This window comes from Achromobacter sp. SX5, assembly GCF_056711425.1.
This window is the reverse complement of the sequence record NZ_CM160041.1, coordinates 171352-192814: the sequence shown is the minus strand read 5'-3', so window position 1 is coordinate 192814 and position 21463 is coordinate 171352. Positions and strand designations below refer to the sequence as shown.

Below are 21463 nucleotides of genomic sequence, written 5' to 3'. Positions count from 1 at the left end.
AAGCGGCCTCAGGCCGCGGGTTTTCCAAGCCGCTCGACGTGAAACCGGATGTGATCCTCGATAAACGTCGAGATGAAGTAATAGCCGTGGTCGTAGCCCTCGTGGCGACGCAGGGTCAACGGCTGGCCGGCGGTGGCGCAGGCCTGCTCGAATACCTCGGGATACAACTGTTCCGCCAGAAACTGGTCCGATTCTCCCTGGTCGATCAGGATGCCCCCGGGAAACGGCTGGCGGGCCTGGCGCATCAGCGCCGACGCGTCGTAGGCGGCCCAGCCCTGGACGTCGGCGCCCAGGTAGGCGCCGAAGGCCTTCTTGCCCCACGGACACTGGCTGGGCGCGGCGATGGGCGCGAAGGCCGACACCGAGTGGAACTTGGCGGGGTTGCGCAGCGCCAGCACCAGCGCGCCGTGGCCGCCCATGGAATGGCCGAAGATCCCGGTGCGCGACGCGTCGCCCGGCAGCGCGCCGCCGGTGACGATGGCATGCAGTTCTTCGGTCACGTAGCTGTACATGCGGTAGTGCGTGCGCCAGGCCGGCGTGGTGGCGTCCACGTAAAAGCCCGCGCCGGTGCCCAGGTCCCAGTTTTCGTCCTCGCCCGGCACGTTGGCCCCGCGCGGGCTGGTGTCCGGGGCCACCAGCATGACGCCCAGCTCCGCAGCCAGGCGCTGGGCGCCGGCCTTGATCATGAAAGTCTCTTCGGTGCAGGTCAGCCCGGCCAGATAGAACAGGACGGGTACCGGGCCTTGCTCGGCCTGGGGCGGCAGATAGACCGAGAACCGCATGGGCAGGCCGATCTGCGCGGATTCGTGGCGGTAATAGCGCTGCCAGCCGCCGAAACAGCGGTGCTGCGAGATGAGTTCGAGGGCCACGGCCATAGGTCTGCTCCAGTCGTAGGGGATGAAAAAACGCCCGCGGGTTAGGGTATATCCACGGTACGACGTTCCGTCGCCGAATGTTAACCTGCACGTATTCGGGTACGGACGACGAAAAAAATGACGGATCCTTGCCCATATCGCGATCACGGGACTTGACCGCCGCCTACCGTGGCACTATTTATATACCGTGAGAGAAGACAACCCGTTCTTCCGGATACGCAAGTCCTGACACTATGGCCCGTCTGCCCCGTCTGTACGCCCCTGGGCTGCCCCAATTGGTGCAGGCCAATTTCATCCAGCCGCTGGCGGCGCCGTCTCAACCCGCGCCGGCCGACATCCTGAACCAGCTGGCCACGTGGCTGGGCGAATCCGCCCAGCGCCATCGGGTCTCGGTTCATGGCTGGCTGCTCGCCAACGACCGCATCCTGCTGCTGGCCACGCCGGCCGACGAAGAAGGCCTGCCGCGGCTGATGCAGACGCTGGGCCGCAACCTGGCGGCGCGGCTGCGCGGCGGGCGCGTATTCGCCGGCCGCTACCGCTCGGCCCTGCTGGAGCCGGGCGCCTGGGTGCTGCCGGCCCTGGTCTGGCTGGAAACCTATCCCGTGCGCAGCGGCGCCTCGCAGGACCCGGACTCCTGGCCCTGGTCCTCGGCCTCCAGCCACACCGGCAACACCACGGCCGCCCCCGCCCAATGGCAGTCGGACCACGCCGATTACTGGGCCTGCGGCAATACGCCTTTCGACCGCCAGGCCAATTACCGCAAGCGCCTGCAGGACGGCCTGTCGCGCGAGGAAAGCCAGCGCATCGACCAGGCGGTTTCCGGCCAGTGGGCGCTGGGCGGCCCCGCCTTCATCGCCAGCCTGGCCCACACCGCCAGCCGGCGCGTGGCCCCGGGCCAGCGCGGACGCCCGCGCAAGAAGCCGGCCGCAGCCGCGCCGGCCGACGCCGAACCTTCCTCTTCCACGTCCAATTCCTGATCCGCCCCGTCCCGGGCGGATTCCTTTCCCCGTTTTCCTGCATGCATGCATGACGCGCCCTGGGCGCGTCGCGGCGCTCGCCATTGCGATTGCGCAACACCGGATTGCGGATACGAGCGGCCTCGACATCCAAAATTATCGGGGACGTATAACCAAAAAAACGGCCGAATCCCGGTCAAGCATCGCTTCTCCGTCTGCACCCCTGTCTGGAAACCCGCGCCAGACAACGATCTAGATACGTCACCAAATAATCATCCCATGAGCGACCATAAATATAATTAGGGACATACCCTGTTTATTCCTATTGCACCCTGCTCCTGTCAGGGGTATTGTCCGTCTCCTGCACTGCAACATCACGACGCAGGCCTACTGCGGAGCGCGCCATGCCCCAAAACACCCAGATCGAATCCTGTCTCCCGCCCAAGGCGACCCCCATCGATGCGAGCCGCATCGGTCTGCCTCCCGCCCAGGGCCTGTACCACCCCAAGAACGAACATGACGCCTGCGGCGTCGGTTTCGTCGCCCACATCAAGGGCAAGAAAAGCCACGCCATCATCCAGCAGGGCCTGAAGATCCTGGAGAACCTGGACCATCGCGGCGCGGTGGGCGCGGACAAGCTGATGGGCGACGGCGCCGGCATCCTGATCCAGATCCCCGACGCGCTGTACCGCGACGAGCTGAGCCAGCAGGGCATCGTCCTGCCGCCGCCCGGCGAATACGGCGTGGCCATGGTGTTCCTGCCCAAGGAAACCGCCTCGCGCCTGGCCTGCGAGCAAGAGCTGGAGCGTTCGGTGCGCGCCGAGGGCCAGGTCGTGCTGGGCTGGCGCAATGTGCCGGTGGACGTGGACATGCCCATGTCGCCCGCCGTGCGCGCCTGCGAGCCGGTGATCCGCCAGCTGTTCATCGGCCGCGGCGCCGACGTGATGGTGCCGGACGCGCTGGAACGCAAGCTGTACGTGATCCGCAAGACCGCCAGCCACGCCATCCAGAACATGCATCTGGCGCATGGCAAGGAATACTTCGTGCCCTCGGCCTCGGTGCGCACCGTGGTCTACAAGGGCCTGCTGCTGGCCGACCAAGTCGGCCGCTACTACCGCGACCTGGCCGACACCCGCACCGTCTCGGCCCTGGCCCTGGTGCACCAGCGCTTCTCCACCAACACCTTCCCGGCCTGGCCGCTGGCCCACCCGTACCGCATGATCGCCCACAACGGCGAAATCAACACGGTCAAGGGCAACTTCAACTGGCTGCGCGCGCGCGAAGGCATGATGCAGTCGGCCGTGCTGGGCGACGACCTGAAGAAGCTGTACCCCATCGTCTACGAAGGCCAGTCCGACACCGCGACCTTCGACAACTGCCTGGAACTGCTGGTGAACTCGGGCTACTCGCTGGCCCACGCCATGATGATGATGATCCCGGAAGCCTGGGAGCAGCACACGCAGATGGACGAAAGCCGCCGCGCTTTCTACGAGTACCACGCCGCCATGATGGAGCCGTGGGACGGCCCGGCCGCGGTCGCGTTCACCGACGGCCGCCAGATCGGCGCCACGCTGGACCGCAACGGCCTGCGCCCGGCGCGCTACCTGGTCACCGACGACGACATGGTGATCCTGGCCTCCGAGGCCGGCACGCTGTCCATCCCCGAGAACCGCATCGTCAAGAAGTGGCGCCTGCAGCCGGGCAAGATGTTCCTGATCGACCTGGAGCAGGGCCGCATCATCGACGACGCCGAGATCAAGCTGCAGCTGTCCAACAGCCGCCCCTACCGCCAGTGGATCGAGCGCCTGCAGATCAAGCTGGAATCGCTGCCGGCGCCGCGCCAGGCCGCCACGGCCACGCAATCGCCGGTCTCGCTGCTGGACCGCCAGCAGGCTTTCGGCTGGACCCAGGAAGACTACAAGTTCATCCTCGAGCCCATGGCCGCCAGCGGCGAGGAAGTGATCGGCTCGATGGGCAACGACGCCCCGCTGGCCGTGCTGTCGGACCGCGCCAAGCCGTTCTACAACTATTTCCGCCAGCTGTTCGCGCAGGTCACCAACCCGCCGATCGACCCGATCCGCGAGCAGCTGGTGATGTCGCTGGTATCGTTCATCGGCCCCAAGCCCAACCTGCTGGACATCAACAACGTCAACCCGCCGCTGCGCCTGGAAGTGTCGCAGCCGGTGCTGGACTTCGCCGCCATGGCGCAGATCCGCGACATCGAGCAGGTGACGGGCAAGAAGTTCCGCAGCTTCGAGCTGGACATCACCTATCCGGCCGCCTGGGGTCCCGAGGGCATCGAAGCCCGCGTGGCCGCGCTGTGCGCGCGCGCCGTGGACGCGGTGCGCAGCGGCTACAACATCCTGATCGTGTCCGACCGCCTGGTCGACAGCGAACGCGTGGCCATCCCCGCGCTGCTGGCCACCTCGGCGGTGCACCAGCACCTGATCCGCGCCGGCCTGCGCACCAACACCGGCCTGGTCGTGGAGACCGGCTCGGCGCGCGAGGTGCACCATTTCGCGCTGCTGGGCGGCTATGGCGCCGAAGCCATCCACCCCTACCTGGCGCTGGAATCGCTGGGCAAGATGAATGACCCCGAAAAGGCGGTCAAGAACTACATCAAGGCGATCGGCAAGGGCCTGAACAAGGTCATGTCCAAGATGGGCATTTCCACCTATATGTCCTACACCGGCGCGCAGATCTTCGAAGCCGTGGGCCTGCAAAGCGCCCTGGTGAACAAGTACTTCACCGGCACCGCCTCCAATATCGAAGGCATCGGCATCTTCCAGGTCGCCGAGGAAGCGCTGCGCCAGCACCGCGCCGCCTTCGGCACCGATCCGGTCCTGGCCAACGACCTGGACGCGGGCGGCGAATACGCCTATCGCGTGCGCGGCGAAGAGCACATGTGGACGCCGGACTCCATCGCCAAGCTGCAGCACGCCTCGCGCGCCAACAACTACCGCACGTACAAGGAGTACGCGCAGATCATCAACGACCAGAGCCGCCGCCACATGACGCTGCGCGGCCTGTTCGAGTTCCGCTTCGATCCGTCGCGCGCCATCCCGCTGGACGACGTCGAGCCGGCCAAGGAGATCGTCAAGCGCTTCGCCACCGGCGCCATGTCGCTGGGCTCGATCTCGACCGAGGCGCACTCGGTGCTGGCCGTGGCCATGAACCGCATCGGCGGCAAGTCCAACACCGGCGAAGGCGGCGAGGACGAACTGCGCTACCGCGCCGAGATGCGCGAAGGCAAGAGCCTCATCAAGGACGGCGACACGCTGGCCTCGGTGCTGGGCTCCGAGCGCATCGAAGCCGACGTCGCGCTGAAGAAGGGCGACTCGCTGCGCTCGAAGATCAAGCAGGTGGCCTCGGGCCGTTTCGGCGTGACCGCCGAATACCTGTCCTCGGCCGACCAGATCCAGATCAAGATGGCCCAGGGCGCCAAGCCCGGCGAGGGCGGCCAGCTGCCCGGCCACAAGGTGTCGGAATACATCGCCAAGCTGCGCTATTCGGTGCCGGGCGTGGGCCTGATCTCGCCCCCGCCGCACCACGACATCTATTCCATCGAAGACCTGGCCCAGCTGATCCACGACCTGAAGAACGTCAATTCCAAGGCCTCGATCTCGGTCAAGCTGGTGTCCGAAGTGGGCGTGGGCACAGTGGCCGCGGGCGTGGCCAAGGCCAAGGCCGACCACGTCGTGATCGCCGGCCATGACGGCGGCACGGGCGCCTCGCCGGTGTCGTCCATCAAGCACGTCGGCACGCCCTGGGAGCTGGGCCTGGCCGAGACGCAGCAGACGCTGGTGCTCAACCGCCTGCGCAGCCGCATCCGCGTGCAGGCCGACGGCCAGATGAAGACCGGCCGCGACGTGGTCATCGGCGCGCTGCTGGGCGCCGACGAATTCGGCTTCGCCACCGCGCCGCTGGTCGTCGAAGGCTGCATCATGATGCGCAAGTGCCACCTGAACACCTGCCCGGTGGGCGTGGCCACGCAGGACCCGGTGCTGCGCAAGAAATTCCAGGGCAAGCCGGAGCACGTCGTCAACTTCTTCTTCTTCATCGCCGAGGAAGTGCGCGAAATCATGGCCCAGCTGGGCATCCGCAAGTTCGACGACCTGATCGGCCGCGCCGACCTGCTCGACATGCGTTCGGGCGTGGAGCACTGGAAGGCCCAGGGCCTGGACTTCACCCGCGTGTTCCACCAGACCCTGTCCGACGCCGAAGTGCGCCAGACCGAAGAGCAGGACCACGGCCTGGCCGGCGCGCTGGACCACCAGCTGATCGAGCGCAGCAAGCCGGCGCTGGAGCGCGGCGAGAAGGTCTCGTTCATCGTGCCGGTGCGCAACCGCAACCGCACCATCGGCGCCATGCTGTCGGGCGCGGTGGCCGCGCGCTACGGCCACGAGGGCCTGCCGGACGACACCATCCACATCCAGTGCAATGGCACCGCCGGCCAGAGCTTCGGCGCCTTCCTGGCCCATGGCATCACCATGGACCTGGTGGGCGAAGGCAACGACTACGTCGGCAAGGGCCTGTCGGGCGGCCGCATCATCGTGCGCTCGCCCAACGATTTCCGCGGCTTCGGCCCGGATCACATCATCGCCGGCAACACCGTGCTGTACGGCGCGCTGGCGGGCGAGGCGTTCTTCAACGGCGTGGCCGGCGAACGCTTCGCGGTGCGCAACTCGGGCGCGGCCACCGTCGTGGAAGGCACCGGCGACCACGGCTGCGAATACATGACCGGCGGCACCGTCGTGGTGCTGGGCGCCACCGGCCGCAACTTCGCGGCCGGCATGTCCGGCGGCGTGGCCTATGTGTGGGACCCGGAGCGCACGCTCAAGCACCGCGCCAACCTGTCCATGGTCGAACTGGAACCCGTGGTCCCGCACGCCGAACAGGCCGCGCAGGACAACATGGACACCTGGCACAGCGCCCAGCGCGGCGGCGAACGCGAGACGGACGAAACCATCCTGCGCCGCCTGGTGGAAGACCACTTCCGCTACACCGGCAGCTTCCGCGCCCGCGAAATCCTGGGCGACTGGGAAGCCTCGCGCGGCAAATTCGTAAAGGTCATGCCGACGGACTACCGCCGCGCATTGGGTGAAATGTGGCGTGCAGCCAACCCGCAACAACTGGCTGCGTGAGGGAAATCATGGGAAAGATCACCGGATTCATGGAATACCAGCGCCTGCAGGAGGCCTCCGAGGCCCCGCAGAAGCGCCTGAAGAACTGGCGCGAGTTCGTGCTGCACCTGACCGACGAGCAGGCCAAGCAGCAGGCGGCGCGCTGCATGGACTGCGGCATTCCGTTCTGCAACAACGGCTGCCCGGTCAACAACATCATCCCGGACTGGAACGACCTGGTGTACCGCCAGGACTGGAAGCGCGCGCTGGACGTGCTGCACTCCACCAACAACTTCCCGGAGTTCACCGGCCGCATCTGCCCGGCGCCGTGCGAAGCCGCCTGTACCTTGAACATCAACAGCGAGGCCGTGGGCATCAAGTCCATCGAGCACGCCATCATCGACAAGGGCTGGGCCGAAGGCTGGGTCACGCCGCAGGTGCCGGCGCGCAAGACTGGCAAAAAGGTCGCGGTGGTGGGCTCCGGCCCGGCGGGCATGGCGTGCTCGCAGCAGCTGGCGCGCGCCGGCCATTCCGTGACCCTGTTCGAAAAGAGCGACCGCATCGGCGGGCTGCTGCGCTACGGCATCCCCGACTTCAAGCTGGAAAAGCACCAGATCGACCGCCGCATCTCGCAGATGGAGGCCGAAGGCGTGGAGTTCGCGCCCTCGACCTATATCGGCAACCCCAGCGACCCGGTGGCCGACGGCCTCACGGTGCGCACGCCTGAATCGCTGCTGGCCGAGTTCGACGCCGTGGTGATGAGCGGCGGCTCGGAAACCCCGCGCGACCTGCCGGTGCCGGGCCGCGAGCTGTCCGGCGTGTACTTCGCCATGGACTTCCTGCGCCAGCAGAACAAGGCCGTGGCCGGCGACCGCCTGGCCAACCAGACGCTGGCCAAGGGCAAGCACGTGGTGGTGATCGGCGGCGGCGACACGGGTTCGGACTGCGTCGGCACCAGCAACCGCCACGGCGCGGCCTCGGTCACGCAATTCGAGCTGATGCCCCAGCCGCCCGAGTCGGAAAACAAGGCCATGACCTGGCCCTACTGGCCGCTCAAGCTGCGCACCTCGTCCTCGCACGAGGAAGGCTGCGAGCGCGACTGGTCGGTGACCACCAAGCTGCTCAAGGGCAGCAACGGCCGCGTCGAGAAACTGGTCGGCGCGCGCGTCGAATGGTTCAAGGACGAAGCCACCGGCCAGATGAAGATGCGCGAAGTCGAAGGCTCGGAGTTCGAGATCAAGGCCGACCTGGTGCTGCTGGCCATGGGCTTCGTGTCGCCGGTGCAGACCGTGCTCGACGCCTTCGGCGTGGACCGCGACGCGCGCGGCAACGTGCGCGCCAACACCGACGACTACCGCACCAACGTGGAAAAGGTCTTCGCCGCCGGCGACATGCGCCGCGGCCAGTCGCTGGTGGTCTGGGCCATCCGCGAAGGCCGCCAGTGCGCGCGCGCCGTGGACGCCTACCTGATGGGGTCGAGCGAGCTGCCGCGCTGAGCCTGGGCGCAGCATGCGACGCCGCCGGCGCGAAAGCGCGCGGCGGCGTTTTTCATGGGTCGTGCTACGACTTGTTGCAACATAACCACTTTTTCCTTGCGGTCTTTTCACGGTTTGACACGCGTCAACCGGGGTCCGGAGCAGGTTTGAGAACCTATCTGCTCAACCCCAGAAAAGATCGGAGAGGAAAATGTTTTCGCTGCACAGCCACGTCCGCGCCACCGCCATCGCCGGCCTGATCGCCGCCGCCTCGCTCGCCGCCCCCGCGCATGCGCACGAGGCCGGGGACGTGCTGGTCAAGGTTGGCGCCACCAGCGTCATGCCGGCCTCCAACAACGGCAGCGTGCTCGACGGCAGCGTCAAGCTCGACGTCAACAACAACGTCCGCCCCAGCTTCACGCTCACCTACATGGCCACGCGCAACATCGGCATCGAACTGCTCGGCGCCTGGCCCTTCCAGCACGACATCCGCGGCAGCGGCCTGGGCAAGATCGGCACCACCAAGCACCTGCCGCCCACGCTGAGCCTGCAATGGCACATCCTGCCCGACAGCATGATCCAGCCCTACATCGGCGTCGGCATCAACTACACCACCTTCTTCGACACCCAGACCACGGGCGCGCTGAGCGGCTCGGACCTGAAGCTGAAGGATTCGTGGGGCGTGGCCGCGCAGCTCGGCGCGGACATCAAGATCAATGACCGCTGGTTCATGAACGCGGACATCCGCTATATCGACATCTCGTCCAAGGTGAAGCTGGACGGCCAGCACATCGGCACCGCCCGCATCAACCCGTGGGTCGCCACGGTGGGCGTGGGCTACCGCTTCTGAGCGGCCTGTTGCAAGGCCTGGCGCAACGCCTGCAGCGCCGGCGTGTCGTCGTCGGCGCGCCAGACCAGCTGGGTCAGGGCGCGCGCATGGGAGCCGGGCAGGGCGCCGATGCGCACCGAATGCGCCGGCCCCAGCACCTCCAGCACCGAACGCGGCACGATGGCCACGCCCGATCCGGCCGCCACGCAGGCCACGATGGCGTGATACGACGCGAACTCCATCACGTTGGCCGGCGTCACGCCTTCCTGGTTCAGCCATGACTCCAGGATGCGGCGGTACGAACACCCCGCCGCGAACGCGATGACGCTGCGCCCGCTCAATTCCTGCGCCCGCCCGACCGGCCCCCAGGCCGCGGGCGAGATCAGCGCCAGCTCTTCGCGAAACGCGTCCATCGCCGCCAGCCCCTGCGCCGGAAACGGCCGGGCCACGAAAGCGGCTTCGATGGCGTAGCCGCGCACCTGCTCGGCCAGCGCCGCCGAAGTGCCCGTCACCAGCTCGATGCGCACCTGCGGCCAGGCCGCGTGATAGGCCGCCAGAATGGGCGGCAGGCGCGCTGCCGCGGTGCTTTCCATGGTGCCGATGCGCAGCACGCCGCGCGGCGCGCCCTCGCGCACCGCGGCCTGGGCCTCGTCCGACAGGCGCAGCAGGCGGTCGGCGTAGGACAGCAGCACGCGGCCCTGGTCCGACAGCACCAGGCGGCGGTTCTGGCGCCGAAAGAGCGGCGTCTGCAGCTCGGCTTCGAGTTGCTTGAGGCGGGTCGACACATTGGACTGCACGCGGTTCAGGTGCGCGGCGGCGCGCGCCACGCCGCCCTGGTCGGCCACCGCCTTGAATATCTGCAGCGCGTCGAGGTCCAAGTTTCTCATTTCAAGAACTCGTGTTCTGAATAATTCACTATTAAAGATATTAGTACAGCCTTAGAGTAGGGGGCATGTCAACGCCTGCTTCGCCCCTCCCGCCGCCCCGCGGCGCCGCCGCGCTGGCCTGGCCCGCGGCGCTGGCCCTGGCCGCCGCCATGGGCATCGGCCGGTTCGCCTTCACGCCGGTCTGGCCCGCCATGGCGCAGGAAGCCGGGCTGTCGCTGGCGCAGGGCAGCTGGCTGGCCTCGGCCAATTACGCCGGCTACCTGCTGGGCGCCCTGGCCGCCGTCGCCTGGCCGCCGCGGCGCCTGCGCGGCATGCTGGCCGCCAGCCTGCTGGCCGTGGCGGCGCTGACCCTGGCCATGCCCCTGTGGCCCGGAATGGCGGCCTGGTGCGCGCTGCGGCTGGCCGCGGGCTACGCCAGCGCCAGCGCCTTCATCTGCGTGGCGGCCTGGCGGCCCGTGCCGGCCGGCGACCCGCGCGAGGCGGGCGCTTCGGCCGTGGCCTATGCCGGCGTGGGCGCGGGCATCGCGCTCACCGGCCTGGCCTGCCTGGCCCTGACCGCGCTCGGCGCGGACGCGGACATGCTGTGGATCGCCCTGGGCGCCCTGGCGCTGGCGCTGTCGGCGGCGGCCTGGTCCGGCATGCGCCGCCGCGCCGCGCCCGTGGCGCCCACGCCCGCCGCCGCGGACGCCGCGCTGCCTGCCGGCATACCGGGGCTGGCCCTGCATTACGGCGTGTTCGGCGTGGGCTACATCATCCCCGCCACCTTCCTGCCCGTGATGGCCAAGCAGGCCATTGCGGACCCGGCCGTCTTCGGCTGGGCCTGGCCGCTGTTCGGGCTGGCCGCGGCGGCCTCCTGCCTGCTGGTCCCGCGGATGGGGCGTGGGCGCGACCACAGGCAGGTCTGGCGCGCCGCGCAGGCGCTGATGGCCCTGGGCATGCTGGCCGCGGCGCTGTGGCAGCACATCGCCGCCGTGATCCTGGCCGCGCTGCTGGTGGGCGGCACCTTCATGGTCATCACGCAGGCCGGCATGCTGGCCGCGCGGCGTGGCGCCGGCGCGGCCGCCCCGCGCGCGGCGGCCCTCATGACCGCCGCCTTCGCCGCCGGCCAGATACTGGGTCCGCTGCTGGCCGCGGCGGCCGCGCACTGGGGCGCGGGCCTGCCGCAAGTGCTGGGCGGCAGCGCGGCGCTGCTGGGCCTGTCGGCCTGGCGCCTGGGAAAAATCACGACAGACGACGGAAGTGCTGGGCATAATGCGGTCGGCCCGCAGGGCTGTTCCACAAGAAAGCATAAAGAGGAGTTCCCAGCATGAAACCGTTGCGTCCCCTTATCGCCGCCATCGCCGCCGTCGCCGCCCTGGGCAGCGCCGCCCAGGCCCAGCCGGCCGACTGGCCGAGCAAACCCATCACCATGATCGTGCCCTACGCGCCGGGCGGCTTCGCCGACACCCGCGTGCGCCTGCTGGCGCGCAAGCTCGGCGACTCGCTGGGCCAGCCCGTCGTGGTCGAGAACAAGGCGGGCGCGGGCGGCGTGGTCGGCACCAACCTGATCGCGCGCGCCGCCGCGGACGGCTACACCATCGGCACCGGCAACCTGGCGCCCATGGCCGTCAACCCGACCCTGATGAAGGACATGCCCTACGATCCGCAAAAGGACCTGGCGCCCATCGTCCTGATCGAAAACAGCCCGCTGGTGCTGAGCGTGAACAACGACCTGCCGGTCAAGACGCTGGCCGACCTGATCGCGCTGGCCAAGAAAGAGCCCGGCAAGCTGACCTTCGGCTCGTCCGGCGTGGGCGGCGCCCACCACCTGTCCGGCGAGATGTTCCGCGAGCAGGCCGGCATCGACATCATCCACGTGCCCTACAAGGGCGGCAGCCTGGCCGCCACCGACCTCATGGGCGGGCATATCTCGATGATGTTCGAAATGGGCTATTCGGCGCTGCCGGCCATCCAGGGCAAGAAGATCCACCCGATCGCCGTGACCTCGGCCAAGCGCCTGGCCGTGCTGCCCGACGTGCCCACCATGGCCGAATCGGGCCTGCCCGGCTTCGAGTCGTACAACTGGCAGGGCATCGTCGCCCCGGCCGGCACCCCGGCGCCCATCATCGCCAGGCTCAACGCCGAGTTCAACCGCATCCTGAAGGACGCCGAGGTGCAGAAGGCCATCGCCGACACCGGCAGCCAGGCCGGCGGCGGCACGCCCGAGGAATTCGGCGCCTTCATCAAGAGCGAAACCGAGAAGTGGGCGAAAGTCATCAAGGCCGGAAACATCCAGCTTCAATAACCTTCCAGGAGTCCCCCCATGGCATCCCGACTGATTGATCTGCTCAAGCTGCTCCACCCCATCGTCCAGGCCCCCATGGCCGGCGGCGCCACCACGGTGGAGCTGGTGTCCGCGGCATCGGCGGCGGGAGCCCTGGGTTCGCTCGGAGCGGCCTACATGACGCCGGCCCAGATCGAGGCCGCGGCGCAGGCGATCCGCGCCCGCACGCCGCGGCCGTTCGCCATCAACCTGTTCGCCTCGGTGCCCGAGCAGCCCATGCGCGGCGACGCCGCCCGCATGCTGGCGCTGATGGCGCGCTACCACCAGCAGCTGGGCCTGGACGCGCCGGCCGCGCCCGATCCCCAGCCCGATCCGCTGGCCGAACAGATCCAGGCGGTGCTGCGGGCCCGCCCGGCGGTCTTCAGCTTCACCTTCGGCCGCATGCCGGCGGCGGCGCTGGCGCGCTGCCGCGAGCTCGGCATCCTGACCGTCGGCACCGCGACCACGGTGGCCGAAGCGGTGGCGCTGGAGCAGGACGGCGTGGACGCCGTGGTGGCCCAGGGCGCCGAGGCCGGCGGCCATCGCGGCACCTTCCTGGGCGGCTTCGAGGAATCGCTGATCGGCACCATGGCGCTGGTGCCGCAGGTGGCCGACGCCGTCTCGGTGCCGGTGATCGCCTCCGGCGGCATCATGGACGGACGCGGCATCGCCGCCGCGCTGGCGCTGGGCGCCGACCTAGCGCAAATGGGGACGGCCTTCCTGACCACCGAGGAATCCGGCATCGGCGAGGCCTACAAGGCGGCCCTGCCGGTGTCGCGCTCGGAACAGTCGCGCGTGACCCGGGCGTTTTCCGGGCGGCCGGCGCGCGGCATCGAGAACGCCTTCATGCGCGACGCCGAGGCCATCGCCGCCGACATCCTGCCGTATCCGCTGCAGAACGCGCTGACCCGGCCCATGCGCACGGCCGGCGGCAAGGCGGGCAACCTCGACGTGCTGTCCCTGTGGGCCGGCCAGGGCGCGCCGCTGGCCCGCCGCGAAAGCACGGCGGACCTGATCGCCCGCCTGTCCCGGGAGACGGCGGCCGCCCAGGCGCGGCGCTAGGCAGGGATTGTTCCCCGAGTCGAAAACACTGTTCCACGAACAGCCTGTCGCGTTGTGATTGCTATGCGTCGGGCTACAATGGCGCCTCGCCGTCGGGAGCCAGGGCCTCGCTTTGTCTCCCGGTATCTGAGTAACAGGGCGCTTCCCGACGCCGCCTGTCTTGTCCGCGCCGGCCCCATGCTTCGCCAGACGTGTCGAACAGACAGCAGGGCAAGCTCCGCCGCCGAAATACGCTTTCGTTGCCCATGCCCGCTCAAACCAGCAGCACCCCGGAATTCGCCCTGCGCCTGGAAGGCGTGGCGCTCGGCTATGGCGACTTCACCGTGCTGCGCGACATTTCCATGGACGTGCGCGCCGGCCAGGTGGTCGCCATCATGGGCGGCTCGGGCTCGGGCAAGACCACGCTGCTGCGCGCGGCCACCGGCCAGCTCACCGCGCAGCGCGGCCGCGTGCTGGCCTTCGGCCAGGACATGGCCGGCGTCAGCCGCGCCGAACTGCAGTCGCTGCGCACCCGCATGGGCGTGCTGTTCCAGCAGGGCGCGCTTTTCACCGACCTGAACGTCTTCGAGAACGTCGCCTTCCCGCTGCGCGAACACACCCGGCTGGCCGAGGCGGAAGTCACCGAACGCGTGCTGGACAAGCTCGACGCGGTGGGCCTGCGCGCCGCCGCGCACCTCAAGGTTTCCGAAATCTCCGGCGGCATGGCGCGGCGCGTGGCGCTGGCGCGCGCCGTGGTGTTGGAACCCGAACTGATTCTGTACGACGAACCGTTCGCCGGCCTGGACCCGATCTCGATGGGCATCACCGCCCGCCTGATCCGCAACCTGGCCGACCGGCTCGGCTGCGCTTCCGTGCTGATCACGCACGACGTGCAGGAATCCTTCGCCATCGCCGACCAGGTCTACCTGGTGGGCCAGGGCCGGCTGGCCGCCGCCGGCACCCCGCAGACGCTGGCGGCCTCGCAGGACCCCTACGTGCAGCAATTCCTCAAGGGAGAGCCCGACGGCCCGGTCGCTTTCCAGTACCCCGAAACGCCGGCTTTCCAGAAGTGGCTTTCGCAACAACAGAGGCGCAAGGCATGAGCGGATCGCGCAATCCCATCGGCGCGCTGGGCGGCTGGGTGCACGCCCAGGTGACCGGCATCGGCTACTTCACCCGCTTCGTCAATGGCTTGCTGGCGCGCAGCGGCATCGCCCTGTCGCGCCCCCGCCTGGTGTCGCAGCAGGTTCATTTCATCGGCAATTATTCGCTGCTCATCATCGCCGTGTCCGGCATGTTCGTGGGCTTCGTGCTGGGGCTGCAGGGCTATTACACGCTGAACCGGTACGGTTCCGAAGAAGCGCTCGGCCTGCTGGTGGCGCTGTCGCTGGTGCGCGAACTGGGCCCGGTCGTCACCGCGCTGCTGTTCGCCGGCCGCGCCGGCACCTCGCTGACCGCGGAAATCGGCCTCATGAAGGCCGGCGAGCAGCTCGCGGCCATGGAAGTCATGGCGGTGGACCCGATACGCCGGGTGCTGGTGCCGCGCCTGTGGGGCGGCGTCATCGCCATGCCCATCCTGGCCGCGGTGTTCTCCATGGTGGGCATCCTGGGCGGCTGGGTGGTGGGCGTGGTCCTGATCGGCGTGGACGCCGGCGCCTTCTGGTCGCAGATGCAAAACGGCGTGGACGTCCTGAAGGACGTGGCCAACGGCGTCATCAAGAGCCTGGTGTTCGGCGTCGCGGTCACGCTGGTCGCGCTTTACGAAGGCTGGCAGGCCAAGCCGACTCCCGAGGGCGTCGCCCGCGCCACCACGCGCACCGTGGTGGTGGGCTCGCTGGCGGTACTGGGACTGGACTTCCTGCTCACCGCCTTGATGTTTGGAAATTGAAACGGATCGATCATGTCACGCGAAAAAACCGACTTCTGGGTAGGGCTGTTCGTATTGCTGGGCGCGGTCGCGCTGGCTTTCCTGGCGTTGCGCGCCGGCAACTTGAGCACCTTTTCCTTCACCCCGACCTATACGGTCACGGCCAACTTCGATAACGTAGGCGGCCTCAAGGTCCGCGCGCCCGTCAAGAGCGCGGGCGTGGTGGTGGGCCGCGTCGACGGCATTTCGTTCGACGACAAGACCTTCCAGGCGGTCGTATCGGTCAAGCTGGAAACGGCCTACCAGTTCCCCAAGGACTCGTCGGCCTCCATCCTGACCTCCGGCCTGCTGGGCGAGCAGTACCTGGGCCTGACGGCGGGCAGCGACGAGGAGAACTTCGCCGACGGCGGCAAGATCCGCTACACCCAGAGCGCCGTCGTGCTCGAACAGCTGATCAGCCAGTTCCTGTACGGATCGGCCGAGAAGCAGGGCACGAGTTCGCCGGAATCGGCCGCGCCCGCGCCAAATTGAAGACAATGAGAAAGACGCGGTAACAAGCCGCGCCCTAGCACGCAATATCATAAGAAATACCGAAACGGATGCCCTGATCATGAATAAGAAAGCGATTTCCCGGATTGCCACCGTCGCGGCGGCTGGCGCGCTGCTGGCGGGCTGCGCCGCGCCGCAGAACCCGGACCCCCGCGATCCCTGGGAAGGCATGAACCGCGGCATCTACAAGTTCAACGACACGGTCGACCGCGCGGTCTTCAAGCCGGTGGCGCAGGCCTACACCTACGTCACGCCGGAACCGGTGCGCAGCTGTGTGCACAACATCTTCAGCAACGTCGGCGACCTCTGGTCCGGCGCCAACAGTTTCCTGCAGGGCCGCGGCCACGACTTCGTCAACACGCTGGGCCGCTTCCTGTTCAACACCACCATGGGCGTGGGCGGCTGCTTCGACGTGGCCTCGGCCAACGGCGCGCGCCGCATCCCGAACGACTTCGGCACCACGCTGGGCGTCTGGGGCTTCGGCCAGGGCCCGTACCTGGTGCTGCCGTTCTTCGGCTCATCCACCGTGCGCGACGGCGCCGGCCTGATCGGCGACTACGCCGGCACCACCTACGGCTACATGGGCGTGGACGCCATCGACAACGTGCGCCTGCGCAACTCGCTGTGGGGCCTGCGCATCGTCGACACGCGCGCCAGCCTGCTGGACGCCACCGACACGGTCGACCGCGTGGCGCTCGACCCGTACAGCTTCGTGCGCGACGCCTACCTGCAGCGCCGCGCCGCCATGGTGCTGGGCCACAAGGTGGACGACGAGTCCTCGCTGCCCAACTACGAAGACGACGAGGGCGAGGACGCCGCGGCGGCGCCTGCCGCCCCCGCCGCGGCCCCCGCGCCGCAACCCGCGGCCCAGTAAGGCCGCGCAACCGCGCCATCAGTACCTGTAAGGAGTCCCGATGCGAATTTCTTTTGTTTCCCTGCTGCAGCGCCTGGCCTTCGCGAGCCTGCTGGGCCTGGCCGCCGCCGGCGCGCAGGCCAAGCCCGACCCCAACGGCCCGCCCGAGCAGTTCGTGCTGGCCGCCGCCAACGAAACCCTGGACGTGCTCAAGGCCGACGGGGCGGTCAAGGCCGGCAACACGGCCCGCATCAACGAGGTCGTCAACCAGCACATCCTGCCCTACGTCGACTTCCAGAAGACCACCCGCCTGGCCGCCGGCCGCTACTGGCGCCAGGCCACCGCGCAGCAGAAGACCGCCCTGGCCGAAGCCTTCCGCGGCACGCTGGTGCGCACCTACAGCGGCGCGCTGACCCGCGTCACGCCCAGCACCACCGTGCGCACGCTGCCGTTTCGCGGCGACCCCAAGGCCGACGATGTGGTCGTGCGCACGCTCATCAGCCAGGCCAACGGCCAGCCGACCGGCGTCGACTACCGCCTGGAAAAGACCGCCCAGGGCTGGAAGATCTACGACATGAACGTCGAAGGCATCTGGCTGATCGAAAACTACCGCAACCAGTTCGCCCAGCAGATCAACCAGAACGGCATCGACGGCCTGATCCAGGCGCTGAACCAGCGCAACCAGTGATCCCGATGCAGGCTGGTCCGGCCCGGCGCGCCCTCAGGCCCGCCGGGCCGATTATTTCAGGGACAGATAAACCATCCGTCCCCACGCGCGCCGGGGCCATCCCCATATGCCGGGGCAGGGCGCTTATATAATGATCAATTCGCTCTTTTCGGGCCACTCCCTCCCGTCATGTCAGCCGTCTGTCTAGAAAACGTCTCCAAGATCTACTCGCCGCGCGCCAGCGGCTGGCGCAAGCTCCTCGGGCATGCGTCCGGATCGGGCTTCCAGGCCCTGGACAACGTCAGCCTCAACATCGAGCACGGCGAGTTCTTCGGCCTGCTCGGCCCCAACGGCGCCGGCAAGACCACCCTGATCTCCATCCTGGCCGGGCTGGCGCACGCCACCGCCGGGCGCGCCACGGTCTGTGGATACGACGTCGTGGCCGACTACAAGTCGGCACGGCGAGCCCTGGGCGTCGTGCCGCAGGAACTGGTCTACGACCCCTTCTTCACGGTGCGCGAGACCCTGCGCATCCAGTCCGGCTATTTCGGCCTGCGCAAGAACGACGACTGGATCGATGAAATCCTCTTCAACCTGGGGCTGGCGGACAAGGCCGATTCCAACATGCGGGCGCTGTCCGGCGGCATGAAGCGCCGCGTGCTGGTGGCGCAGGCGCTGGTGCACCGCCCCCCCGTGATCGTGCTCGACGAGCCGACCGCGGGCGTGGACGTGGACCTGCGCCGCACGCTGTGGGAATTCATCTCGCGCCTGAACCGCGCCGGCCACACCATCATGCTGACCACCCACTACCTCGAAGAGGCCGAGGCCCTGTGCGGGCGCATCGCCATGCTCAAGGGCGGACGCATCGTGGCGCTGGACACCACCCAGGCCCTGCTGGCCCGCGTGGGCGGCGTGGACCTGGAAGACGCGTTCGTGCGCATCATGCACCAGGACGACCCCGCCGCCGCCCCGCAACCCGAAGAGATCCCGTCATGACCCAGCCCATCGCAAGCGCCGGCCAGCCGCTGGTGCAGCCCCGCCTGGACGCGGGCTCCGGCTTTCCCACCCTGCTGCGCAAGGAACTGCTGCGCTTCTGGAAGGTGAGCTTCCAGACTATCGCCGCGCCCGTCATCACGGCGCTGCTGTACCTGCTGGTGTTCGCCCACGTACTGGAAGGCCGCGTGATGGTGTACGGCAGCGTGCCCTACACCGCATTCCTGATCCCCGGGCTCATGATGATGAGCATGCTGCAGAACGCGTTCGCCAACCCCTCGTCCTCGCTCATCCAGAGCCGCATCACGGGCAACCTGGTGTTCATGCTGCTGCCGCCGCTGTCGCACCGCGACATCTTCGCGGCCTACGTGCTGGCGGCGATCGTGCGCGGCCTGGCCGTGGGCCTGTGCGTGTGGGTGGTGGCGCTGTTCTTCGTGTCGCTGGTGCCGGCCAACCCGCTGTGGCTGATCGTGTTCGCCGTGCTGGCCTGCGGCATCATGGGCGTGCTGGGCCTGATCGCCGGCCTGTGGTCCGAGAAATTCGACCAGCTCGCGGCCTTCCAGAATTTCCTGATCATGCCGGCCACCTTCCTGTCCGGCGTATTCTATTCAATCCATACGCTCCCGGCCTTCTGGCAGGGCGTGTCCCACTGGAACCCCATCTTCTACACCATCGACGGTTTCCGCTACGGATTCTTCTCGGTGTCGGACGTCTCCCCCTGGCGCAGCCTGGCGGTGGTGACGGGGGTGTTCCTCGCGCTTACGCTTTACGCGCTGCGGCTCCTGGCCAGCGGCTACAAACTCAGGAACTGACGTCCATGCTTCCCACTCCCGCGCAAGTCCGCCAATACATCGCGGACGGCCTGCCCTGCGAACATCTCGACGTGCAGGGCGACGGCTCGCATTTCGACGCCGTCATCGTCAGCGCCGCCTTCGAAGGCAAGCGCCTGATCCAGCGCCACCAGCTGGTCTACGCCGCGCTGGGCGACCGCATGAAGGCCGAGATCCACGCGTTGTCGATGCGCACCCTGACGCCCGCCGAATACCAGCAAGCGGGCAAATAATGGACAAGCTACGCATCACCGGCGGCGCGCGCCTGCACGGCGAAGTCGCCGTCTCCGGCGCCAAGAATTCGGCCTTGCCCATCCTGTGCGCCGGCCTGCTGACGGCCGACGCGGTGACGCTGCGCAACGTGCCGCACCTGAACGACACCGGCACCATGCTGCGCCTGCTGGGCCGCATGGGCATGCGCGCCGAGCGCGGCGCCGACGCGACCGTGACGCTGCAGGCCAACCAGGTCGACAATCTCGAAGCGCCCTACGAACTGGTCAAGACCATGCGCGCCTCGATCCTGGTGCTGGGCCCGCTGCTGGCGCGCTTCGGCGAGGCCCGCGTCAGCCTGCCCGGCGGCTGCACCATCGGCCAGCGTCCTGTGGACCAGCACATCAAGGGCCTGGCCGCGCTGGGCGCCGAAATCAGCATCGAACACGGTTTCGTGGTGGCGCGCGCCAAGCGCCTGAAGGGCGCCACCGTGCGCACCGACATGGTCACCGTCACCGGCACCGAAAACCTGCTGATGGCCGCCGTGCTGGCCGAAGGCCGGACCGTGCTGGATAACGCCGCCTGCGAACCCGAAGTGGTCGACCTGGCCGAGCTGCTCATCAAGATGGGCGCGCGCATCCAGGGCCACGGCACCAGCCGCATCGTGATCGACGGCGTGGACCGGCTGCACGGCGCCGAACACCGCGTCATCTCCGACCGCATCGAGGCCGGCACCTTCCTGTGCGCGGTGGGCGCGGCCGGCGGCGACATCGTGCTGCGCAACACCGACCCCGGCATCCTCGGCGCCACGCTGGACAAGCTGGCCGAGGCCGGTCTGGCCATCGAGACCGGCCCCGACTGGATCCGCTGCGCCATGTCCTCGCGCCCGCGCGCCGTGGGCTTTCGCACGCAGGAATACCCCGGCTTCGCCACCGACATGCAGGCCCAGGTCATGGCCCTGAACGCCGTGGCCGAAGGCACCTCGGTCATCGTCGAAACCATCTTCGAGAACCGCTACATGCACGTGCAGGAACTGCGCCGCATGGGCGCCGACATCAGCATCGACGGCCACACCGCCATCGTGCGCGGCGTGCCGCGCCTGTCGGGCGCGACCGTCATGGCCACCGACCTGCGCGCCTCGGCCAGCCTGGTCATCGCCGGCCTGGCGGCCGAAGGCGAAACCCTGGTCGACCGCATCTACCACCTGGATCGCGGCTACGACCAGATGGAAGTGAAACTGCGCGCCCTGGGCGCGAACATCCAACGCGTTACCGGCAAGGAAACGGCATGAAAGAGGCCACGCCCGCCCCCCTGACCCTGGCCCTGTCCAAAGGGCGCATCTTCGAAGAGACCATGCCGCTGCTGGCCGAGGCCGGCATCGACGTGCCCGAGAATCCGGAAAGCTCGCGCAAGCTCATCCTCCCGACCAGCGATCCCGGCCTGCGCCTGATCATCGTGCGGGCCTCGGACGTGCCCACCTACGTGCAATACGGCGCGGCCGACCTGGGCATCGCGGGCAAGGACGTGCTCATCGAGCACGCCAAGGAACAGCCCGGCGGCCTGTACCAGCCGATCGACCTGAACATCGCCAAGTGCCGCCTGGCCGTGGCCGTGCGCAAGGGCTTCGACTACGAAGGCGCGGTGCACCAGGGCGCGCGCCTGCGCGTGGCCACCAAGTACGTGCATTCAGCCCGTGAACACTTTGCGTCCAAGGGCGTGTACGTCGACATCATCAAGCTGTATGGTTCGATGGAGCTGGCGCCGCTGGTCGGCCTGGCCGACTGCATCGTCGACCTGGTGTCCACCGGCGGCACGCTGCGCGCCAACGACCTGGTCGCCGTGGAAGACATTATGCCGATCTCCTCGCGCCTGATCGTGAACCAGGCGGCGCTCAAGACCCGCGGCGCGCGCCTGCAACCGCTGCTGGACGCCTTCGAAAGAGCCTCCGCCCGCAACGCCTGATTTCCGCCCGCCGCGACGCCGCGGCGGCCGCCACCCCGCCTGCC

General features: G+C 68.4%; 19 protein-coding genes. 17 read left to right on the top strand and 2 right to left on the bottom strand.

Annotation, left to right across the window (positions count from 1 at the left end; genetic code table 11):
* Positions 1-8: 8 nt before the first annotated feature.
* On the bottom strand, positions 9-875 hold the full coding sequence (fghA, locus tag AC1M14_RS00905) for an S-formylglutathione hydrolase (protein WP_479730781.1): 867 nt from the start codon (positions 873-875) through the stop codon (positions 9-11).
* A 233-nt stretch (positions 876-1108) separates the two neighbouring features.
* On the opposite strand from fghA, the gene AC1M14_RS00900 reads away from it, so the two are divergent.
* The 4 genes from AC1M14_RS00900 (at position 1109) to AC1M14_RS00885 (ending at position 9279) form a co-directional block, all read left to right on the top strand.
* The gene (locus AC1M14_RS00900) at positions 1109-1852 is read left to right on the top strand and encodes a hypothetical protein (protein ID WP_111826189.1); all 744 of its coding nucleotides are present in this window, start codon (positions 1109-1111) and stop codon (positions 1850-1852) included.
* A gap of 383 nt (positions 1853-2235) precedes the next feature.
* Complete coding sequence (locus tag AC1M14_RS00895) at positions 2236-6975, top strand: glutamate synthase-related protein (protein WP_479730780.1); 4740 nt, start codon at positions 2236-2238, stop codon at positions 6973-6975.
* Between the two features lie 8 nt (positions 6976-6983).
* Positions 6984-8450 carry a glutamate synthase subunit beta gene (locus AC1M14_RS00890; protein WP_102773053.1) on the top strand — a complete coding sequence of 489 codons (1467 nt, stop codon included), beginning with the start codon at positions 6984-6986 and terminating at the stop codon, positions 8448-8450.
* A 190-nt stretch (positions 8451-8640) separates the two neighbouring features.
* Positions 8641-9279: an OmpW/AlkL family protein gene (locus tag AC1M14_RS00885; protein ID WP_479730779.1), complete on the top strand. Its 639-nt coding sequence runs from the start codon at positions 8641-8643 to the stop codon at positions 9277-9279.
* Here AC1M14_RS00885 and AC1M14_RS00880 read toward each other — a convergent pair.
* On the bottom strand, positions 9267-10145 hold the full coding sequence (locus tag AC1M14_RS00880; protein ID WP_111826192.1) for a LysR family transcriptional regulator: 879 nt from the start codon (positions 10143-10145) through the stop codon (positions 9267-9269). The two genes, AC1M14_RS00885 and AC1M14_RS00880, sit on opposite strands and share 13 nt — an antisense overlap.
* A gap of 65 nt (positions 10146-10210) precedes the next feature.
* On the opposite strand from AC1M14_RS00880, the gene AC1M14_RS00875 reads away from it, so the two are divergent.
* The 13 genes from AC1M14_RS00875 (at position 10211) to hisG (ending at position 21419) form a co-directional block, all read left to right on the top strand.
* Positions 10211-11455 carry a YbfB/YjiJ family MFS transporter gene (locus AC1M14_RS00875; protein WP_479730778.1) on the top strand — a complete coding sequence of 415 codons (1245 nt, stop codon included), beginning with the start codon at positions 10211-10213 and terminating at the stop codon, positions 11453-11455.
* Positions 11452-12429 carry a Bug family tripartite tricarboxylate transporter substrate binding protein gene (locus AC1M14_RS00870; RefSeq protein ID WP_479730777.1) on the top strand — a complete coding sequence of 326 codons (978 nt, stop codon included), beginning with the start codon at positions 11452-11454 and terminating at the stop codon, positions 12427-12429. The genes AC1M14_RS00875 and AC1M14_RS00870 overlap by 4 nt, the downstream gene beginning before the upstream one ends.
* Positions 12430-12447: 18 nt before the next feature.
* A complete protein-coding gene (locus tag AC1M14_RS00865) occupies positions 12448-13509 on the top strand; it encodes an NAD(P)H-dependent flavin oxidoreductase (RefSeq protein WP_479730776.1) in 1062 nt (353 codons plus the stop codon).
* A gap of 245 nt (positions 13510-13754) precedes the next feature.
* Positions 13755-14591: an ABC transporter ATP-binding protein gene (locus tag AC1M14_RS00860; RefSeq protein WP_102773040.1), complete on the top strand. Its 837-nt coding sequence runs from the start codon at positions 13755-13757 to the stop codon at positions 14589-14591.
* Positions 14588-15376 (top strand): lipid asymmetry maintenance ABC transporter permease subunit MlaE, encoded by a 789-nt coding sequence (gene mlaE, locus AC1M14_RS00855; RefSeq protein WP_479730775.1) that lies wholly within the window; start codon positions 14588-14590, stop codon positions 15374-15376. Before AC1M14_RS00860 ends, mlaE begins: the two co-directional genes overlap by 4 nt.
* A 12-nt stretch (positions 15377-15388) precedes the next feature.
* Entirely contained in the window at positions 15389-15886 is a 498-nt protein-coding gene (gene mlaD, locus AC1M14_RS00850) for an outer membrane lipid asymmetry maintenance protein MlaD (RefSeq protein ID WP_479730774.1), read from the top strand.
* A 79-nt stretch (positions 15887-15965) separates the two neighbouring features.
* Positions 15966-16778: an MlaA family lipoprotein gene (locus AC1M14_RS00845; RefSeq protein WP_102773036.1), complete on the top strand. Its 813-nt coding sequence runs from the start codon at positions 15966-15968 to the stop codon at positions 16776-16778.
* A 40-nt stretch (positions 16779-16818) separates the two neighbouring features.
* Complete coding sequence (locus AC1M14_RS00840) at positions 16819-17445, top strand: MlaC/ttg2D family ABC transporter substrate-binding protein (protein ID WP_102773035.1); 627 nt, start codon at positions 16819-16821, stop codon at positions 17443-17445.
* 168 nt (positions 17446-17613) lie between these two features.
* Positions 17614-18420 carry an ABC transporter ATP-binding protein gene (locus AC1M14_RS00835; RefSeq protein ID WP_102773034.1) on the top strand — a complete coding sequence of 269 codons (807 nt, stop codon included), beginning with the start codon at positions 17614-17616 and terminating at the stop codon, positions 18418-18420.
* Positions 18417-19229: an ABC transporter permease gene (locus tag AC1M14_RS00830; RefSeq protein ID WP_102773032.1), complete on the top strand. Its 813-nt coding sequence runs from the start codon at positions 18417-18419 to the stop codon at positions 19227-19229. The genes AC1M14_RS00835 and AC1M14_RS00830 overlap by 4 nt, the downstream gene beginning before the upstream one ends.
* Positions 19230-19234: 5 nt before the next feature.
* Positions 19235-19480 carry a BolA family protein gene (locus tag AC1M14_RS00825; RefSeq protein WP_059376809.1) on the top strand — a complete coding sequence of 82 codons (246 nt, stop codon included), beginning with the start codon at positions 19235-19237 and terminating at the stop codon, positions 19478-19480.
* Positions 19480-20748, top strand: coding sequence for a UDP-N-acetylglucosamine 1-carboxyvinyltransferase (gene murA, locus AC1M14_RS00820; RefSeq protein ID WP_102773031.1), 1269 nt, complete (start codon positions 19480-19482; stop codon positions 20746-20748). The genes AC1M14_RS00825 and murA overlap by 1 nt, the downstream gene beginning before the upstream one ends.
* A complete protein-coding gene (gene hisG, locus AC1M14_RS00815; protein WP_102773029.1) occupies positions 20745-21419 on the top strand; it encodes an ATP phosphoribosyltransferase in 675 nt (224 codons plus the stop codon). The genes murA and hisG overlap by 4 nt, the downstream gene beginning before the upstream one ends.
* Positions 21420-21463: the final 44 nt, after the last annotated feature.

Bases quoted from the DNA above. Each gene is read 5' to 3' on its own strand.
- AC1M14_RS00880 (WP_111826192.1), bottom strand. From the start codon at position 10,145: ATGAGAAACTTGGACCTCGACGCGCTGCAGATATTCAAGGCGGTGGCC.
- AC1M14_RS00860 (WP_102773040.1), top strand. From the start codon at position 13,755: ATGCCCGCTCAAACCAGCAGCACCCCGGAATTCGCCCTGCGCCTGGAA.
- AC1M14_RS00835 (WP_102773034.1), top strand. From the start codon at position 17,614: ATGTCAGCCGTCTGTCTAGAAAACGTCTCCAAGATCTACTCGCCGCGC.
- murA (WP_102773031.1), top strand. From the start codon at position 19,480: ATGGACAAGCTACGCATCACCGGCGGCGCGCGCCTGCACGGCGAAGTC.
- hisG (WP_102773029.1), top strand. From the start codon at position 20,745: ATGAAAGAGGCCACGCCCGCCCCCCTGACCCTGGCCCTGTCCAAAGGG.
- fghA (WP_479730781.1), bottom strand. From the start codon at position 875: ATGGCCGTGGCCCTCGAACTCATCTCGCAGCACCGCTGTTTCGGCGGC.
- AC1M14_RS00825 (WP_059376809.1), top strand. From the start codon at position 19,235: ATGCTTCCCACTCCCGCGCAAGTCCGCCAATACATCGCGGACGGCCTG.
- mlaD (WP_479730774.1), top strand. From the start codon at position 15,389: ATGTCACGCGAAAAAACCGACTTCTGGGTAGGGCTGTTCGTATTGCTG.
- AC1M14_RS00865 (WP_479730776.1), top strand. From the start codon at position 12,448: ATGGCATCCCGACTGATTGATCTGCTCAAGCTGCTCCACCCCATCGTC.
- AC1M14_RS00830 (WP_102773032.1), top strand. From the start codon at position 18,417: ATGACCCAGCCCATCGCAAGCGCCGGCCAGCCGCTGGTGCAGCCCCGC.
- AC1M14_RS00870 (WP_479730777.1), top strand. From the start codon at position 11,452: ATGAAACCGTTGCGTCCCCTTATCGCCGCCATCGCCGCCGTCGCCGCC.
- AC1M14_RS00875 (WP_479730778.1), top strand. From the start codon at position 10,211: ATGTCAACGCCTGCTTCGCCCCTCCCGCCGCCCCGCGGCGCCGCCGCG.
- AC1M14_RS00895 (WP_479730780.1), top strand. From the start codon at position 2,236: ATGCCCCAAAACACCCAGATCGAATCCTGTCTCCCGCCCAAGGCGACC.
- mlaE (WP_479730775.1), top strand. From the start codon at position 14,588: ATGAGCGGATCGCGCAATCCCATCGGCGCGCTGGGCGGCTGGGTGCAC.
- AC1M14_RS00900 (WP_111826189.1), top strand. From the start codon at position 1,109: ATGGCCCGTCTGCCCCGTCTGTACGCCCCTGGGCTGCCCCAATTGGTG.
- AC1M14_RS00885 (WP_479730779.1), top strand. From the start codon at position 8,641: ATGTTTTCGCTGCACAGCCACGTCCGCGCCACCGCCATCGCCGGCCTG.
- AC1M14_RS00890 (WP_102773053.1), top strand. From the start codon at position 6,984: ATGGGAAAGATCACCGGATTCATGGAATACCAGCGCCTGCAGGAGGCC.
- AC1M14_RS00845 (WP_102773036.1), top strand. From the start codon at position 15,966: ATGAATAAGAAAGCGATTTCCCGGATTGCCACCGTCGCGGCGGCTGGC.
- AC1M14_RS00840 (WP_102773035.1), top strand. From the start codon at position 16,819: ATGCGAATTTCTTTTGTTTCCCTGCTGCAGCGCCTGGCCTTCGCGAGC.